Annotated in this window: 15 protein-coding genes; 1 reads left to right on the forward strand and 14 read right to left on the reverse strand. The window is 69.9% G+C overall.

The genetic code is table 11. From position 1 onward, the window contains the following. Window positions 1-5: 5 nt before the first annotated feature. Window positions 6-986, reverse strand: coding sequence for an aspartate carbamoyltransferase catalytic subunit (locus AV521_RS29150; RefSeq protein ID WP_076092340.1), 981 nt, complete (start codon window positions 984-986; stop codon window positions 6-8). A gap of 101 nt (window positions 987-1,087) precedes the next feature. Next, on the reverse strand, window positions 1,088-1,669 hold the full coding sequence (gene pyrR, locus AV521_RS29155) for a bifunctional pyr operon transcriptional regulator/uracil phosphoribosyltransferase PyrR (RefSeq protein WP_076092342.1): 582 nt from the start codon (window positions 1,667-1,669) through the stop codon (window positions 1,088-1,090). Window positions 1,670-1,933: 264 nt separating this feature from the next. On the opposite strand from pyrR, the gene bldD reads away from it, so the two are divergent. Further along, window positions 1,934-2,437 (forward strand): transcriptional regulator BldD, encoded by a 504-nt coding sequence (bldD, locus tag AV521_RS29160; protein ID WP_020938842.1) that lies wholly within the window; start codon window positions 1,934-1,936, stop codon window positions 2,435-2,437. Between the two features lie 91 nt (window positions 2,438-2,528). Here the strand turns inward: bldD and nusB are convergent, their stop codons facing one another. The 12 genes from nusB to AV521_RS29220 all read right to left on the reverse strand — a co-directional run bounded on the left by nusB (window position 2,529) and on the right by AV521_RS29220 (window position 15,111). Then, window positions 2,529-2,963, reverse strand: a complete 435-nt coding sequence (nusB, locus tag AV521_RS29165; protein ID WP_076092344.1) for a transcription antitermination factor NusB — start codon at window positions 2,961-2,963, stop codon at window positions 2,529-2,531. A 2-nt stretch (window positions 2,964-2,965) separates the two neighbouring features. Next, window positions 2,966-3,532, reverse strand: coding sequence for an elongation factor P (efp, locus tag AV521_RS29170; RefSeq protein WP_076092346.1), 567 nt, complete (start codon window positions 3,530-3,532; stop codon window positions 2,966-2,968). A gap of 44 nt (window positions 3,533-3,576) precedes the next feature. After that, complete coding sequence (locus AV521_RS29175) at window positions 3,577-4,710, reverse strand: aminopeptidase P family protein (RefSeq protein ID WP_076092348.1); 1,134 nt, start codon at window positions 4,708-4,710, stop codon at window positions 3,577-3,579. Between the two features lie 85 nt (window positions 4,711-4,795). Next, window positions 4,796-5,716 (reverse strand): Pro-rich N-terminal domain-containing protein, encoded by a 921-nt coding sequence (locus AV521_RS29180; protein ID WP_076092350.1) that lies wholly within the window; start codon window positions 5,714-5,716, stop codon window positions 4,796-4,798. 298 nt (window positions 5,717-6,014) lie between these two features. Continuing rightward, entirely contained in the window at window positions 6,015-7,106 is a 1,092-nt protein-coding gene (gene aroB, locus AV521_RS29185; RefSeq protein WP_076092352.1) for a 3-dehydroquinate synthase, read from the reverse strand. Continuing rightward, entirely contained in the window at window positions 7,103-7,585 is a 483-nt protein-coding gene (locus AV521_RS29190) for a shikimate kinase (RefSeq protein ID WP_107481054.1), read from the reverse strand. The genes aroB and AV521_RS29190 overlap by 4 nt, the downstream gene beginning before the upstream one ends. 32 nt (window positions 7,586-7,617) lie before the next feature. Then, the gene (gene aroC / locus AV521_RS29195) at window positions 7,618-8,802 is read right to left on the reverse strand and encodes a chorismate synthase (RefSeq protein ID WP_076092356.1); all 1,185 of its coding nucleotides are present in this window, start codon (window positions 8,800-8,802) and stop codon (window positions 7,618-7,620) included. A gap of 169 nt (window positions 8,803-8,971) precedes the next feature. Beyond that, entirely contained in the window at window positions 8,972-9,811 is an 840-nt protein-coding gene (locus AV521_RS29200; RefSeq protein WP_076092358.1) for a shikimate dehydrogenase, read from the reverse strand. Further along, complete coding sequence (mltG, locus tag AV521_RS29205) at window positions 9,792-11,453, reverse strand: endolytic transglycosylase MltG (RefSeq protein ID WP_076092360.1); 1,662 nt, start codon at window positions 11,451-11,453, stop codon at window positions 9,792-9,794. Before mltG ends, AV521_RS29200 begins: the two co-directional genes overlap by 20 nt. Window positions 11,454-11,574: 121 nt before the next feature. Then, entirely contained in the window at window positions 11,575-12,039 is a 465-nt protein-coding gene (gene ruvX / locus AV521_RS29210) for a Holliday junction resolvase RuvX (RefSeq protein WP_067129826.1), read from the reverse strand. A gap of 25 nt (window positions 12,040-12,064) precedes the next feature. Continuing rightward, window positions 12,065-14,737 carry an alanine--tRNA ligase gene (alaS, locus tag AV521_RS29215; RefSeq protein WP_076092362.1) on the reverse strand — a complete coding sequence of 891 codons (2,673 nt, stop codon included), beginning with the start codon at window positions 14,735-14,737 and terminating at the stop codon, window positions 12,065-12,067. After that, on the reverse strand, window positions 14,737-15,111 hold the full coding sequence (locus AV521_RS29220) for a hypothetical protein (protein ID WP_076092364.1): 375 nt from the start codon (window positions 15,109-15,111) through the stop codon (window positions 14,737-14,739). Before AV521_RS29220 ends, alaS begins: the two co-directional genes overlap by 1 nt. Between the last annotated feature and the right edge of the window lie 5 nt (window positions 15,112-15,116).

The raw sequence follows: 15,116 nt of genomic DNA on the forward strand, positions 1-15,116 counted from the left end.
GGGTCTTACTTCTCCTCGTTGGTGCGGGCGTGGGTGACGGCGGGCTCGTTTCCGCCGAGCAGCAGGTACATGACGGCCATCCGGATGGAGACTCCGTTTGCGACCTGCTCGACGACGGTGCAGCGGTCGGAGTCGGCGACCTCGGCGGTGATCTCCATGCCGCGGACCATCGGGCCGGGGTGCATCACGATGGCGTGCTCGGGCATCTTCGCCATGCGGTCGCCGTCGAGGCCGTAGCGCCGCGAGTACTCGCGCTCGGTCGGGAAGAACGCGGCGTTCATACGCTCGCGCTGGACCCGGAGCATCATCACCGCGTCGGCCTTCGGCAGGGCGCTGTCGAGGTCGTACGACACCTCGCACGGCCAGGTCTCGACGCCGACCGGCACCAGGGTGGGCGGGGCGACCAGGGTGACCTCGGCGCCGAGGGTGTGCAGCAGGTCGACGTTGGAGCGGGCGACCCGGCTGTGCAGGACGTCGCCGACGATGGTGATGCGCCTGCCGGACAGGTCCTTGCCGAGGCCGCTGTCCCGGCCGATCAGCCGGCGGCGCATGGTGAAGGCGTCCAGCAGGGCCTGGGTGGGGTGCTGGTGGGTGCCGTCGCCGGCGTTGATGACGGCCGCGTCGATCCAGCCGGAGTTGGCGAGTCGGTACGGGGCTCCGGAGGCGCCGTGCCGGATGACCACGGCGTCGACGCCCATGGCCTCCAGGGTCTGGGCGGTGTCCTTCAGGGACTCGCCCTTGGAGACGCTCGACCCCTTGGCGGAGAAGTTGATGACGTCGGCGGACAGGCGCTTCTCGGCGGCCTCGAAGGAGATACGCGTGCGCGTGGAGTCCTCGAAGAAGAGGTTGACGATCGTGCGGCCGCGCAGGGTCGGCAGTTTCTTGATCGGCCGGTCGGCGACCCGGGCCATCTCCTCGGCGGTGTCGAGGATCAGGACGGCGTCGTCGCGGGTGAGGTCGGCGGCCGAGATGAGATGACGCTGCATCTGTCAGGCTCCGTAAGGCAGTTCAAGCAGTTCGATCGGGAGATTCTGGGCAAACAGGCGCGTGTGCGGGTACGCCGAAGCGGCCTTGCGCGCCTGGCTTGCTACTGGTCGGTCTGCTTCACACCGAGCAGCACGGTGTCGCGACCGTCCTCCTCGGCGAGCTGGACCTTGACCGTCTCCCGCAGCGACGTGGGGAGGTTCTTGCCGACGTAGTCGGCGCGGATCGGCAGTTCGCGGTGGCCCCGGTCGACCAGGACCGCCAGCTGGACCGCGCGGGGACGCCCGATGTCGTTCAGGGCGTCGAGGGCGGCGCGGATGGTGCGGCCGGAGAAGAGCACGTCGTCGACGAGGACGACCAGCTTGCCGTCGATGCCGTCACCGGGGATCTCGGTGCGGGCCAGCGCACGCGGCGGGTGCATGCGCAGGTCGTCGCGGTACATGGTGATGTCGAGCGAGCCGACCGGCACCGTGCGGTCGGTGATCTGCGCCAGCTTGACGGCGAGCCGCTGGGCGAGGAAGACACCCCGGGTGGGGATGCCGAGGAGCACCACGTCGTCGGCGCCCTTGGCGCGCTCGACGATCTCGTGGGCGATACGCGTCAGCACCCGCGCGATGTCGGGGCCTTCGAGAACGGGCCGCGCATCGGACGCGTGCGCGGTGGCGGGCGAGTCGTACTTGTCCATACGAAACGGACCTCCTTCTCCGCCTCACGGGACGGACCTTAAAGGACGTCGGATTTGCGCCATCCACCCTAGCAGGCCACGGGGAGGCACCGATCACCCCCTCCTTCACCCCGTTGGCCTAACCGGCTGCCACTACCACGGAAGAGTCGGTGTGGACCATTCGGCTTGACGCACCAGAGTCACGCTGCGTAACCTCACAGTGAGTTACCAGCCGCGCGGCGGGAACACCCTCCGGCCGCGTCGACACAGTGTCCGGGGAGCTATATGTCCAGCGAATACGCCAAACAGCTCGGGGCCAAGCTCCGGGCCATCCGCACCCAGCAGGGCCTTTCCCTCCACGGTGTCGAGGAGAAGTCCCAGGGTCGCTGGAAGGCCGTCGTGGTGGGTTCGTACGAGCGTGGCGACCGTGCCGTGACCGTACAGCGGCTCGCAGAGCTGGCCGATTTCTATGGCGTCCCCGTGCAGGAGCTGCTGCCGGGCACCACGCCGGGCGGCGCCGCCGAGCCGCCGCCGAAGCTGGTCCTGGACCTGGAGCGGCTGGCCACCGTGCCGGCCGAGAAGGCGGGCCCCCTGCAGCGCTACGCGGCGACGATCCAGTCCCAGCGCGGTGACTACAACGGCAAGGTGCTCTCCATCCGCCAGGACGACCTGCGCACACTGGCCGTCATCTACGACCAGTCCCCCTCGGTCCTCACCGAGCAGCTGATCAGCTGGGGCGTCCTCGACGCGGACGCGCGCCGCGCGGTGGCCACCCACGAAGACGCCTGAGCCGCCCGACAGCCCAGCAGAAACGTGCCGCCGGGGTGGCTGGAACCAGTACGGTTCCAGCCACCCCNNTCCGGCGTGTCGTACGGGGCCTTTACGCCTCGTCCCGGCGCAGGGACGTCTTGAGCTCCTTCAGACGCCCCAGCAGGCCGTTCACGAAGGACGGGGACTCCTCGGTCGAGAACTCCTTCGCCAACTGCACCATCTCGTCCAGGACGACGGCGTCCGGGGTCTCGTCGACCCAGATCAGCTCGTACGCGCCCAGCCGCAGGATGTTGCGGTCCACGACCGGCATCCGGTCGAGCGTCCAGCCGACCGCGTACTGGGCGATCAGCTCGTCGATGCGCCTCGCGTGCTCGGCGTAGCCCTCGACCAGCTGCATCGTGTACTCGCTGACCGGAGGCTGCCGGGTGTCGGACCGGGACAGCCGGACCCAGTCCGCGAGGACCGTCAGGACGTCGGCGCCGCGCTGGTCGCCCTCGAAGAGGATCTGGAAGGCGCGCTTGCGGGCCGTGTTGCGGGCAGCCACGGTTAGCTGTTCACCCGGCCGAGGTAGTCGCTCGTGCGGGTGTCGACCTTGATCTTCTCACCGGTGGTGATGAAGAGCGGGACCTGGATCTGGTGGCCGGTCTCCAGGACGGCGGGCTTGGTGCCACCGGTGGAGCGGTCGCCCTGGACGCCCGGCTCGGTCTCCTGGATGGTGAGCTCGACGGCCGCCGGGAGCTCGACGAAGAGCACCTCGCCCTCGTGCTGCGCAACGGTGGCGGTGAAGCCCTCGACAAGGAAGTTGGCGGCGTCGCCGACGGCCTTCCTGTCGATGTGCAGCTGGTCGTAGGTCTCCATGTCCATGAAGACGAAGTACTCGCCGTCCATGTACGAGAACTGCATGTCGCGCTTGTCGACAGTGGCGGTCTCGACCTTGACGCCGGCGTTGAAGGTCTTGTCGACGACCTTGCCGGACAGCACGTTCTTCAGCTTGGTGCGCACGAAGGCCGGGCCCTTGCCAGGCTTGACGTGCTGGAACTCGACGACGGACCAGAGCTGGCCGCCTTCGAGCTTGAGCACCATGCCGTTCTTGAGGTCGTTCGTGGAAGCCACGGTTGCGGAATCTCCTGGACTGACGTACGACCCCGGGTCACGCGCTACAGCGCGAGCAGCTCCTTGGTCGTGATGGTGAGTAGCTCGGGTCCGCCGTCCGCCTCGGGGCGCACGACGAGCGTGTCATCGATCCGGACACCGCCCCGGCCCGGGAGGTGGACCCCCGGTTCGACGGTGACCGGCACGCAAGCGTCCAGTTTACCCATGGCCGCGGGCGCCAACTGCGGGTCCTCGTCGATTTCGAGTCCGACGCCGTGTCCGGTCAGCGGTGGCAGGGCCTCCGCATAGCCGGCGGAGTCCAGTACATGGCGTGCCGCGCGGTCCACGTCACGGTAGGCGGCGCCGGGCGCCAGGGACTCGCGTCCGGCGCGCTGGGCGGCGAAGACCAGGTCGTACAGCTCGATCTGCCAGTCTGCGGGCGAGGTGCCGATGACGAAGGTCCGGCCGATCTCGCAACGGTAGCCGCGGTAGGTCGCGCCCAGGCACACGGTGAGGAAGTCGCCCTCCTCCACCCGCCGGTCGGTGGGGCGGTGGCCGCGGCGGCCGGAGTTGGGGCCGGTGGCCACGGAGGTGGGGAAAGCCGGGCCGTCGGCGCCGTGGTCGACCAGACGGCGCTCCAGCTCCAGCGCGAGGTGCCGTTCGGTGCGGCCGACCAGGATGGACTCCAGAAGCTCACCGAGGGCCTGGTCGGCGATCTCGGCGCCGATGCGGAGGCAGGAGATCTCCTCCTCGTCCTTGACCACCCTGATCTGCTCGACAGCCCCGCCGAGGTCGCCGAGGCGGAGCCCGGGGGCGACGGAGGCGATGGCTCTGTGCCGGGTGACCGTGAGGTGGTGTTCCTCGACGGCCAGGGAGTCGGTGCCCTGGGCCAGCGCCAGGTCCGCCGCCGCGACGGCGGCGTCGCCGGCGCCGGGGCCCATACCTGCGCCGGTGGCGTTCGGTGCGAGGACGTGCACGCGCAGGTTGTCGTCCGGGCGGCCTTCGTAGGGGCGGTCTTCGGGCGGGCCGGCGCAGACGAGGATGTCCTCGCGTCTGCCCAGCAGCAGTGCGGAGCCCTGCGGGGCTGCGGCGGCGAGGTAGCGCACGTTGGCTGGACGGGTGACGAGCGCTGCCGCGGTGCCGGCCGCGGTGACGTGGTCTCTCAGCCGGGATCGGCGGGTCGCGTACACCTCTGACATGAGATGAGCGTAGGAGTTTTGACCGGCTTATGCCGATTTTTAGGAGCCGAGTGGGGTTTGTGGGGGGTGACCAGGCACCCCCTGCTTACCAGCTCGGTGGGCTTGCTATGGCTCTGGCCAGGACCTCGTCCAGGACCCTTGCCGTGGCCGGGATGTCCAGCTGGGAGTTGTCGATGATCGGGAGGCCCGAGCCGTACCAGCCGGCCATGCGGCCGTGGATACGGGCCACCTCCTCGTCGGTGAGGCGGCGGTTGCCGGTGCGTTCGGCGTTGCGCTCCAGGACGATGTCCAGGCCCGGCAGGAGGACGACCGGGAGCAGGCCGGGACCGACGTGGCGCTTCCAGCCGCCGAGGCCGACGACCGGGCGGTCCGGGAAGACGGCGTCGTCCAGGATGCAGGAGATGCCGTTGGCAAGGAAGTTCCGGGCGGCGAAACCGCAGGTGCGGCGTGCCAGGCGGTACTGGGCCTCGGAGTTGTCGTTCCAGCCGGACTGAGGGTCGGCGAAGCCCGAGCGGACCCATTCACGGACGTCGTCCAGGCTGATGTGGGCGGTGGGCACGCGGCGGTGGTCCGCCCAGTACTTGGCGACGCTGGTCTTGCCCGCGCCGGCCGGGCCGATCAGCAGGACCGCCAGGGTGGTGGTCGCCGGGTCCGGGAGGGCTGCGGGAGCCGGGGGCGCCGTCGGCACGCCGACCGGGCCGCCGGGCGGCAGCGGCACATGGCCGGTGGTGTCGGGGGCCGGCGGGGCGGCCACGGGGTGCGGGGCCCGGGTCGGAGGCTGCGGCTGGGGCTGGGCGACCGGAGGCAGGGGCGCGGGGGGGTGCGGGGGCGTCGGCGGGACGGCGGCGGTCGGCGCCGGGAAGCCTGGTGGCGGGGACACGGGGGCGGGCCCCTGAGGGGCTCCCGGGTGCGGACCCGGGTGGTGTGCGGCCGACGCCCAGCCGGCGTGCGGCAGCTGCCCCGGCTGGTGGGGCGGCGGCAGCGGAGACCCCACTGCGTGCTGCATCCGTTGCCACTCCGTCTCGTCTCTTCGGCTCGCTCGCCTCCGGGGCGCCTGAGTCCGTGTCGACAGCCCGATCGTGCTCAGCCCTTCGGGCCTCCGCGCGTTCGATCTGTCGACACCGACGCGCCCCTCCAGCTCACTCGCGGCAAACAGTTCGTGCCGGCAGCGGGGCTGACCTCGCCGCCTGTCGAACGGTACCGTCCCCCGCCGTCATTTGGTGAAACGGCCGGGGGCGGCCTGAAGTGCCCGTTCCGCAAAGGAAGTCGAGGTCAGGAATCGGACGGACGGAGCGGCCGGGGACTTACTGGCCCACTTCTCCGTACGCGGCGAGCAGGACGGCCGGGTCCGGGCCCTCCAGGACGGTCGGCTTGGCGAGGCCGTCGAGGACGATGAAGCGCAGCAGGTCGCCACGGGACTTCTTGTCGATCTTCATCGTCTCCAGCAGCTTGGGCCACTGGTCGTAGCGGTAGTGCAGCGGGAGGCCGACCGCTTCGAGAACCGTGCGGTGGCGCTCCGCCGTCGCGTCGTCCAACCGGCCCGCCAGCCGGCCCAGTTCGGCGGCGAAGTGCATGCCGACCGCGACCGCGGCGCCGTGCCGCCACTTGTAGCGCTCGTTCTTCTCGATGGCGTGGCCGAGCGTGTGGCCGTAGTTGAGGATCTCGCGCAGACCCGACTCCTTCAGGTCCGACGAGACGACCTCCGCCTTCACCCGGATCGAGCGCTCGATCAGCTCGGCCGTGTGCGGGCCCTCGGGGGTCCGGGCGGCCTCGGGGTCGGACTCGATCAGCTCCAGGATCACCGGGTCGGCGATGAAGCCGGCCTTGATGATCTCGGCGAGTCCGGAGACGTAGTCGTTGACCGGCAGGGAGTCCAGCGCGGCCAGGTCGCACAGGACACCGGCCGGCGGGTGGAAGGCGCCGACGAGGTTCTTGCCCTCGGCGGTGTTGATGCCGGTCTTGCCGCCGACCGCCGCGTCCACCATGGCGAGCACGGTGGTCGGGACGGCGATCCAGCGCACACCGCGCAGCCAGGTCGCGGCGACGAAACCGGCGAGGTCCGTGGTCGCGCCGCCGCCCACGCCGACGACGACGTCGGAACGGGTGAAGCCCGACTGGCCGAGCGCCTTCCAGCAGTAGGCGGCGACCTCGGCGGTCTTGGCCTCCTCGGCGTTCGGCACCTGGATGGCGATCGCCTCGTAGCCCTGCCCGGCCAGGTCGGCGCGGAGCGCGTCACCGGTCTCGGCCAGCGCCTCCGGGTGGATCACCGCGATCCGCTTGGCCCTGGGACCGATCAACCCGGCCAGCTCGCCCAGCAGTTGCCGGCCGACCAGCACCTCATAGGGGTCGGTGCCCGCGGTGCCGGCGACCTGGATCCGGGTGACTGCCTCGCTCATGCTTCTTTCAACTCCAGTGCGTCCAGCGCTGCTTGGGTGACCTCTTCAGGGGTACGGCCGTCCGTCGCCACGACGGCGGTGGCGACCTCCTCGTACAGGTGCCGCCGGGCCTCCATCAGCTCCCGCCACTGCTTGCGCGGGTTGACCGCGAGCAGCGGGCGGGCCACGTTCAGGCCGGTGCGCTTGACGGCCTCCTCCACGTCCATGGAGAGGTAGACCACCCGGTGCCCGGCGAGCAGCGCGCGCGTGTCGGCGTCGAGGACGGCGCCGCCGCCGAGCGCGAGGACACCCTCGTGCTCGGCCAGCGCGCTGTGCACCGCCCGCTTCTCGATCGCCCGGAAGACGGGCTCGCCCTCGTCGACGAAGATCTCGGCGATGGTGCGGCCCTCGGTGGCGACGATGTCCTCGTCGGTGTCGCGGTAGCCGACCCCGAGTCGCTCGGCCAGCAGCCGGCCGACGGTCGACTTGCCGACGCCCATCGGGCCGACCAGGACGAGCGCAGGCACGGCGCTCACCGGATACGCAGGTTGTCGAGGTACGACCGCACGTTGCGGCGGGTCTCCGCCACGGAGTCGCCGCCGAACTTCTCCGCGACCGCGTCGGCCAGCACCAGCGCGACCATGGCCTCGGCGACGATGCCGGCGGCCGGGACCGCGGAGACGTCGGAGCGCTGGTGGTGGGCCTGGGCGGCCTCGCCGGTGGACACGTCCACCGTCTGCAGGGCCCGCGGCACGGTCGCGATCGGCTTCATGGCGGCCCGCACCCGCAGCAGCTCACCGGTGGTCAGGCCGCCCTCGGTGCCGCCGGAGTGGCCGGAGACACGCCGGATACCCTCGTCGGTCTTCACGATCTCGTCGTGTGCCTTCGAGCCCGGCACCCTCGCCAGCTCGAAGCCGTCACCGATCTCGACGCCCTTGATCGCCTGGATGCCCATCAGGGCGCCCGCCAGCCGGGCGTCCAGCTTGCGGTCCCAGTGCACATGCGAGCCCAGGCCCACCGGAACGCCGTAGGCCAGCACCTCGACGACGCCACCGAGGGTGTCGCCGTCCTTGTGGGCCTGGTCGACCTCCGCGACCATCGCCTTCGACGCGTCCGCGTCCAGGCAGCGCAGCGGGTCGGCGTCCAGCTTCTCGACGTCGGCCGGGGTCGGGTACACGCCCTGCGGAGCCTTCACGGAGCACAGCTCGACGACATGCGAGACGATCTCGATGCCGGCCGTCTCCTTCAGGTACGACCGGGCGACGGCGCCCAGCGCCACCCGGGCCGCGGTCTCCCGCGCCGACGCGCGCTCCAGGATCGGGCGGGCCTCGTCGAAGCCGTACTTCTGCATGCCCGCCAGGTCGGCGTGGCCAGGGCGCGGCCGGGTCAGCGGGGCGTTGCGGGCCAGACCGGCGAGGATCTCGGGATCCACCGGGTCGGCCGCCATGACCTGCTCCCACTTGGGCCACTCGGTGTTGCCCACCATGATCGCGACCGGGGAGCCGAGGGTCAGGCCGTGCCGGACACCACCCAGGAAGGTGACCTCGTCGCGCTCGAACTTCATCCGCGCACCGCGGCCATAGCCGAGCCGCCGCCGCGCCAGATGGTCGGCGACCATCTCCGTCGTGATCGGCACGCCGGCGGGAAGGCCCTCCAGCGTCGCGACAAGTGCGGGACCGTGGGACTCCCCCGCGGTCAGCCAACGCAGCCTGCTCAACGATGCTCCTCAGTGCTCGCGCCCTGGTACTACTGCCCTGCGTACGCAGGTCCTCGCGTACGGCGACGGCCCGACCGGGTGCGCGGCCCCGGTCCGCCACCTCCGATCCTCCCACGTCCGGGCCCCGAACCCGGCCGCCGGTCCAGCAGACGGACATGGATATGTCAGGTCAGCGCTCGGCGAGCGCCTTCTCCCCTGCCCTGCGCATGGCCTCCCGCGGGGCCGGGGAGCGGCCGGTCATCTGCTCGACCTGGAGGACGGCCTGGTGGACCAGGAGATCGAGGCCGCTGACCACGGCACCGCCGAACATGGACCAGCGGGCCGCCAGCTCGGTGGGCCAGGGGTCGTAGAGCACGTCGAAGAGGGTGGCGGGGCGCTCGGGTACCGCGGCGGCAAGGGCGTCGGTCGTGCCGGCCGGGGTGGTGGCGATCACCAGCGGGGCGCGCAGCGCCTGCCCGGCGTCCGCCCAGTCGGCCGTACGCACGTCCACGTCGAGCCGTTCGCCCCAGCGGCACATCTCGGCGGCGCGGGCCTCGCTGCGGACGTAGGCGACGACCTCGCCGGTGCAGATCCGGGCGAGGGCGGCGAGCGCGGAGGAGGCGGTGGCACCGGCGCCGAGGATCGCGGCGGAGTCGACCTGTTCGATGCCGTGCTCACGCAGGGCGGCCACCATGCCCGGGACGTCGGTGTTGTCGCCGAGCCGGCGGCCGTCCTCGGTGAAGACGACCGTGTTGACCGCGTCGACGGAGGCGGCCGTGTCGCTGATCTCGTCCAGCAGCGGGATGACCGCCCGCTTCAGCGGCATGGTCAACGACAGCCCCGCCCACTGGGGTCCGAGCTCCTCGAAGAAGCCGGGCAGAGCGGCCTCGTCCACCTCGAAGCGGTCGTACGACCACGCGGTGAGCCCGAGCGCGTCGTAGGCCGCCCGGTGCAGCACCGGGGAGAGGGAGTGGGCGATGGGTTTGCCGAGTACGGCGGCCCGGCAGGCGTCAGTTGCCCGAGGTGGCATCGAACTTTTCCTTGAGCTGCTTGAATTCCGCGTAGGTCTTGGCGAATTCGGTGTTGTTCTGGCCGTCGGTCGCCACGAAATAGATCCAGCCCTCGCGCGTCGGGTTCAGCGCCGCCATGAGCGCGTCCTCGCCGGGGTTGCCGATCGGGCCGGGCGGAAGCCCCTTGTGGGTGTAGGTGTTGTACGGGCTGTGGTTGCCGTTGATCTGCTTGAGGGAGATGTGGATGTTGCTCGTGCCCATGACGTAGTTGTAGGTCGAGTCGAACTGCAGGAACTGGTTCGTCTCGGTGTTGGTGGGCTTGAGCCGGTTGTAGACGACTTCCGCCATCTTGCGGAAGTCGTCGTGCGTCTTACCCTCCGCCTGCACCAGGCTCGCCACGGTGACCAGCTCGAACGCGTTGTTCAGGCCCAGCGCCCGGGCCTTCGCCGTGAGGCCGTAGGAGTCGTACCTGGACGTGGCCTGCGCGACCATCTGTTTCAGGATGCTCTCGGGCTGCATGCCCTTGGCGGCCGCGTAGTTGCCCGGGAAAAGGAAGCCCTCCAGCGGGTCCTTGACCGCGCCGTTGTTCTGTACCCAGGCCGGCAGGCCGAAGCTCTTGTATTCCTTCTGGGCGACCTTCTGCGTCGTGCCGTCGGCGAGTTCGAGTTTTTTGTCGATAGCCTCGTAGACACCCGCGTTACGCTCGCCCGGGGTCACCACGACATTGTTCTGGCTCTTCGGGTCGAGCATCATTTTCACCGCGCTTGCGGCGGACATCTGTTTCCTGAGGAGGTATGCACCGGCCTGGATGCTGTTACCACCCTGGATGTCGTTCTGCGCGTGCACGAAGGCGTCGGCGCTCTTGACGACGCCGGCCTCCTTCAGACGGCGGCCGATGTCCCAGCCGCCCGCGCCCTTGGGGATCTCGACCATCACCGTCTCGCTGGTGCCGTTACCCGCGTAGTCCGGGGCCGGGGCGAAACGATTTTGGTAGTACTTGTAGCCGAAGTAACCGGCGCCGGCGAGGCCGCCACCGAAGACCAGGACGACGACCATGCAGGCACAGCCGGTACGTCGTTTCTTGCCTTTCTTGGTGGGCTTCTTGCCCTTGCCGCGCCGGCCCTGGCGGCCATGGAGCTCGTGCTCCTCGTCGTCGTCATCGTCGCCGGCTCCCGTGAAGAAGGGGTGCTGCTCCTCCTCGTCGGGCGCGGTCTCCGGCTCCGCTTCCGGCTCGGCGCCCCTGCGGCCGGGCGGCTGCGGCGGCGGGTAGGCGTCCTCGGTGCCGTAGAAGTCGGGCTGTTCCCCGCCATAGCCGGCGGGCCTCTGGCCGTACGGGTCACCGGGGTCGGGGGCGTACGGCACCTGGCCGTGCGGGCCGGCCGCGTTCCAGGCGCCGGGCTGCTGGTAGGGCTGCTGGGCGTGGCCGACGTACTGCTGCTGGCCCTGTTCGCCGTAGTACCGGTACTGCTCCTGGCCGTAGCCGGACTGCTGCTCCTGGCTCCAGTCGCCGTACTGCGGCTGCTGTGGATAGTGCTGTGGCTGGCCGCCGTAGGGGGACTGCTGACCGCTGTGGGCCTGCTGTCCTCCCCATCCGCCGTCCCCGTACAACGGGTCCTCCGGATGCCACGGTTCGGGGTGTGGGCCCCGGCCATACTCAGTCATCGATCCCCTAGAGCCGCGAGGCCGACCGGGCGCCGGCTGGTGGCCCGCTTCCGTTCCGCCTCTTGCTGTGCGCCGACTGTTCGAACACCGGCGCATCGCGCGGAACGTTACCGTATCGCGATCAGATGACCACTTCGACGCCCTCGCCCGGTGCTTTACCTGACACCCGTTCGGATTCGAGGGCCTGCTGGAGGATGATCACAGCGGCGGCCTGGTCGATGACGGCGCGGCCCTTCTTCGATTTCACTCCCGAGGCGCGCAGTCCCTGACTGGCCGTCACGGTCGTCATCCGCTCGTCCACCAGGCGCACCGGCACCGGCTTGATGCCGTTGGCCAGTTCCTGGGCGAAGGCGCGGACCTTCACCGCCGCCGGGCCCTCGCCCCCTTTGAGGGAGCGAGGGAGGCCGACGACGACCTCGATCGGTTCGTACTCCTCCACCAGTTGCCGCAAACGGCGGTGGGCGGCGGGGATGTCCCGGCCGGGGACGGTCTCCACCGGTGTGGCGAGGATCCCATCGGGGTCACACGAGGCGACCCCGATCCGGGCGTCCCCGACGTCGATCGAAAGTCGACGTCCTCTGCGCATTTCCGACCGTTCCCTTACTGCGCTGTCACTTGGCGGTCTCGGCGACGAGGCGCTCGACAGCCTCGACGGCATCGCCGACGGCAGCCGGGTTCTGGCCGCCGCCCTGGGCGACGTCCGGCTTGCCGCCACCGCCGCCGCCGAGGGTCTTGGCGGCGGTGCGGACCAGGTCACCGGCCTTGAGACCGCGCTCACGGGCGGCCTCGTTGGTGGCGATGACAGTCAGCGGCTTGCCGTTGTTGACCGTGAAAAGGGCCACAACCGCGGCGCGTCCACCCTGGATGCGGCCGCGCACGTCGAGGACCAGCTTGCGCAGGTCGTCCGGGGTCGTACCGTCCGGGACCCGACCGGTGACGACGGCCACACCGCGGACGTCCTTGGCGGACTCCGCGAGACCGGCGGCGGCCTGCAGCACCTTCTCGGCGCGGAACTTCTCGATCTCCTTCTCGGCGTCCTTCAGCTTGCCGAGCATCGAGGAGACCTTCTCCGGCAGCTCCTCCGGGCGGCCCTTGAGCAGCTCCGTCAGCTGGTTGACCACCGTGTGCTCACGGGCGAGGAAGGTGTAGGCGTCCACACCGACGAGGGCCTCGATACGGCGGACACCCGAACCGATGGAGGACTCGCCGAGCAGCTTCACCAGGCCCAGCTGGGCGGTGTTGTGCACGTGCGTGCCGCCGCACAGCTCCTTGGAGAAGTCGCCGATGGTCACCACACGGACCCGCTCGCCGTACTTCTCGCCGAACTCGGCAATGGCACCCTGCTTCTTCGCCTCGTCGATGCCCATGATCTCGGCGTGCACGTCGAGGTCGCGGGCCAGCACCTCGTTGATCTTCTGCTCGACGTCGGTCATCACCGCCGTCGGCACGGCGGACGGGGAACCGAAGTCGAAGCGGAAGCGGCCGGGCTGGTTCTCGGAACCGGCCTGGGCGGCCGTCGGGCCGAGAGCGTCGCGCAGCGCCTGGTGGGTGAGGTGGGTGGCCGAGTGGGCGCGGGCGATGGCCTTGCGGCGGCGGGCGTCGATCGAGGCGTGGGCCTTGGCTCCGACGGTGACCTCGCCGACCTGGACGACGCCCTTGTGGACGTACACCCCGGGGACCGGCTTCTGGCAGTCGCGGATCTCGATGACGGCACCGGAGTCGACCTTGATCCGGCCGGTGTCACCGATCTGGCCGCCGCCCTCGGCGTAGAACGGGGTGCGGTCGAGGACGATCTCGACCTCGTCGCCCTCGGTGGCGGCCGGCGAGGAGACGCCGTCGACCAGGATGCCGACGATCGTGGTCTCGCCCTCGGTGTCGGCGTAGCCGATGAAGTCGGTCTCGCCGGCGGTGTCGGCGATCTCGCGATAGGCACCCATGTCGGCGTGGCCGGTCTTCTTGGCCTGGGCGTCGGCCTTGGCACGCTCCCGCTGCTCCTTCATCAGGCGGCGGAAGCCGTCCTCGTCCACGGAGAGGCCCTGCTCGGCGGCCATCTCCAGGGTGAGGTCGATCGGGAAGCCCCAGGTGTCGTGGAGCAGGAAGGCCTTGTCACCGGAGAGGATCGTGCCGCCGGACTGCTTGGTCTCGGTGACGGCGGTGTCGAGGATGTTGGTGCCCGCCTTCAGCGTCTTGAGGAAGGCGTTCTCCTCGGCGAGGGCGACCTTCTCGATGCGCTCGCGGTCGGTGATCAGCTCCGGGTACTGCTGGCCCATCATGCCGATCACGGTGTCGATCAGGTCCTTGACGACCGGACCGGTGGCGCCGAGGAGGCGCATGTTGCGGATGGCGCGGCGCATGATGCGGCGCAGGACGTAACCGCGGCCCTCGTTGCCCGGTGTCACACCGTCGCCGATGAGCATCGTGGCGGTACGCATGTGGTCGGTGACCACACGAAGAGACACGTCCGAGTCATGGGCGTCGCCGTAGCGGACGCCGGTCAGTTCGGTGGCCTTGTCGATGACGGCCATGGAGGTGTCGATCTCGTACATGTTCTGCACGCCCTGCAGAATCATGGCGAGGCGCTCCAGGCCGAGGCCCGTGTCGATGTTCTTGCTCGGCAGGTCGCCGAGGATCTCGAAGTTGTCCTTGCCGATGCCCTCGCCACGCTCGTACTGCATGAAGACGAGGTTCCAGATCTCCACATACCGCTCGTCGTTGACGGCGGGGCCGCCCTCGACGCCGAACTCGGGGCCGCGGTCGTAGTTGATCTCGGAGCAGGGGCCGCAGGGGCCGGGGACGCCCATGGACCAGTAGTTGTCCTTCATGCCGAGGCGCTGGATGCGCTCCTTCGGCACACCGACGACCTCGTGCCAGATGCGCTCGGCCTCGTCGTCGTCCTTGTAAACGGTGATCCAGAGCTTCTCCGGCTCCAGGCCGTAACCGCCCTTGTCCTGGGGCGAGGTGAGCAGCTCCCAGGCGTACTTGATGGCGCCTTCCTTGAAGTAGTCGCCGAAGGAGAAGTTGCCGCACATCTGGAAGAACGTGCCGTGCCGCGTGGTCTTGCCGACCTCTTCGATGTCGGGCGTGCGCACGCACTTCTGCACGCTGGTGGCGCGCGGGAACGGCGGCTTGACCTCACCCAGGAAGTAGGGCTTGAAGGGCACCATGCCGGCGGGGACGAGGAGCAGAGTCGGGTCGTCCGCGATGAGCGACGCCGAAGGGACGACGGTGTGCCCGCGCTCCTCGAAGAAGCTCAGCCAGCGGCGGCGAATCTCGGCCGACTCCATCAGTGGTCCTCATTCCGGTTGTACGAGTACTTCGTTGGCGAAGAGATCGACGTTTCGATGTACTTCGGAGTGCTGCGGTTGTTGCTGTGGGCGTTCTCGATGGCGGAGTAGCGCCGGGGTGCGGGGAGTTCGGGGTTCTCATGGATGCCCAGGGCATCCTCCAGCTCTGCCTCCCGCTGGGCCATGTTGTCGCGGACGTCGAGCGCGAAGCCGACCGCGCGGTCCTTCAGCCGCTGACCGGTCTCCAGGGCCTTGTTCGCCGCGGTCGCGGCGAGGCTCTCCGGGGTCAGCTGCTTCAGCTTGCGGTTGACCTTGGTGGTGGCCCACACACCGGCGGCGACACCTGTGGTGAACCAGAACGTACGGCGGAACATCGCTC

It is taken from the genome of Streptomyces sp. IMTB 2501 (assembly GCF_001953885.1).
GTDB lineage: Bacteria > Actinomycetota > Actinomycetes > Streptomycetales > Streptomycetaceae > Streptomyces.

Excerpts from the sequence above, each read along its gene's own strand:
- AV521_RS29150 (WP_076092340.1), bottom strand. The coding sequence starts at position 986 with ATGCAGCGTCATCTCATCTCGGCCGCCGACCTCACCCGCGACGACGCC.
- aroB (WP_076092352.1), bottom strand. The coding sequence starts at position 7,106 with ATGAGCGAGGCAGTCACCCGGATCCAGGTCGCCGGCACCGCGGGCACC.
- AV521_RS29180 (WP_076092350.1), bottom strand. The coding sequence starts at position 5,716 with ATGCAGCACGCAGTGGGGTCTCCGCTGCCGCCGCCCCACCAGCCGGGG.
- bldD (WP_020938842.1), top strand. The coding sequence starts at position 1,934 with ATGTCCAGCGAATACGCCAAACAGCTCGGGGCCAAGCTCCGGGCCATC.
- ruvX (WP_067129826.1), bottom strand. The coding sequence starts at position 12,039 with ATGCGCAGAGGACGTCGACTTTCGATCGACGTCGGGGACGCCCGGATC.
- AV521_RS29175 (WP_076092348.1), bottom strand. The coding sequence starts at position 4,710 with ATGTCAGAGGTGTACGCGACCCGCCGATCCCGGCTGAGAGACCACGTC.
- AV521_RS29200 (WP_076092358.1), bottom strand. The coding sequence starts at position 9,811 with ATGCCACCTCGGGCAACTGACGCCTGCCGGGCCGCCGTACTCGGCAAA.
- alaS (WP_076092362.1), bottom strand. The coding sequence starts at position 14,737 with ATGGAGTCGGCCGAGATTCGCCGCCGCTGGCTGAGCTTCTTCGAGGAG.
- AV521_RS29220 (WP_076092364.1), bottom strand. The coding sequence starts at position 15,111 with ATGTTCCGCCGTACGTTCTGGTTCACCACAGGTGTCGCCGCCGGTGTG.
- pyrR (WP_076092342.1), bottom strand. The coding sequence starts at position 1,669 with ATGGACAAGTACGACTCGCCCGCCACCGCGCACGCGTCCGATGCGCGG.
- AV521_RS29190 (WP_107481054.1), bottom strand. The coding sequence starts at position 7,585 with ATGGGCGTCGGCAAGTCGACCGTCGGCCGGCTGCTGGCCGAGCGACTC.
- mltG (WP_076092360.1), bottom strand. The coding sequence starts at position 11,453 with ATGACTGAGTATGGCCGGGGCCCACACCCCGAACCGTGGCATCCGGAG.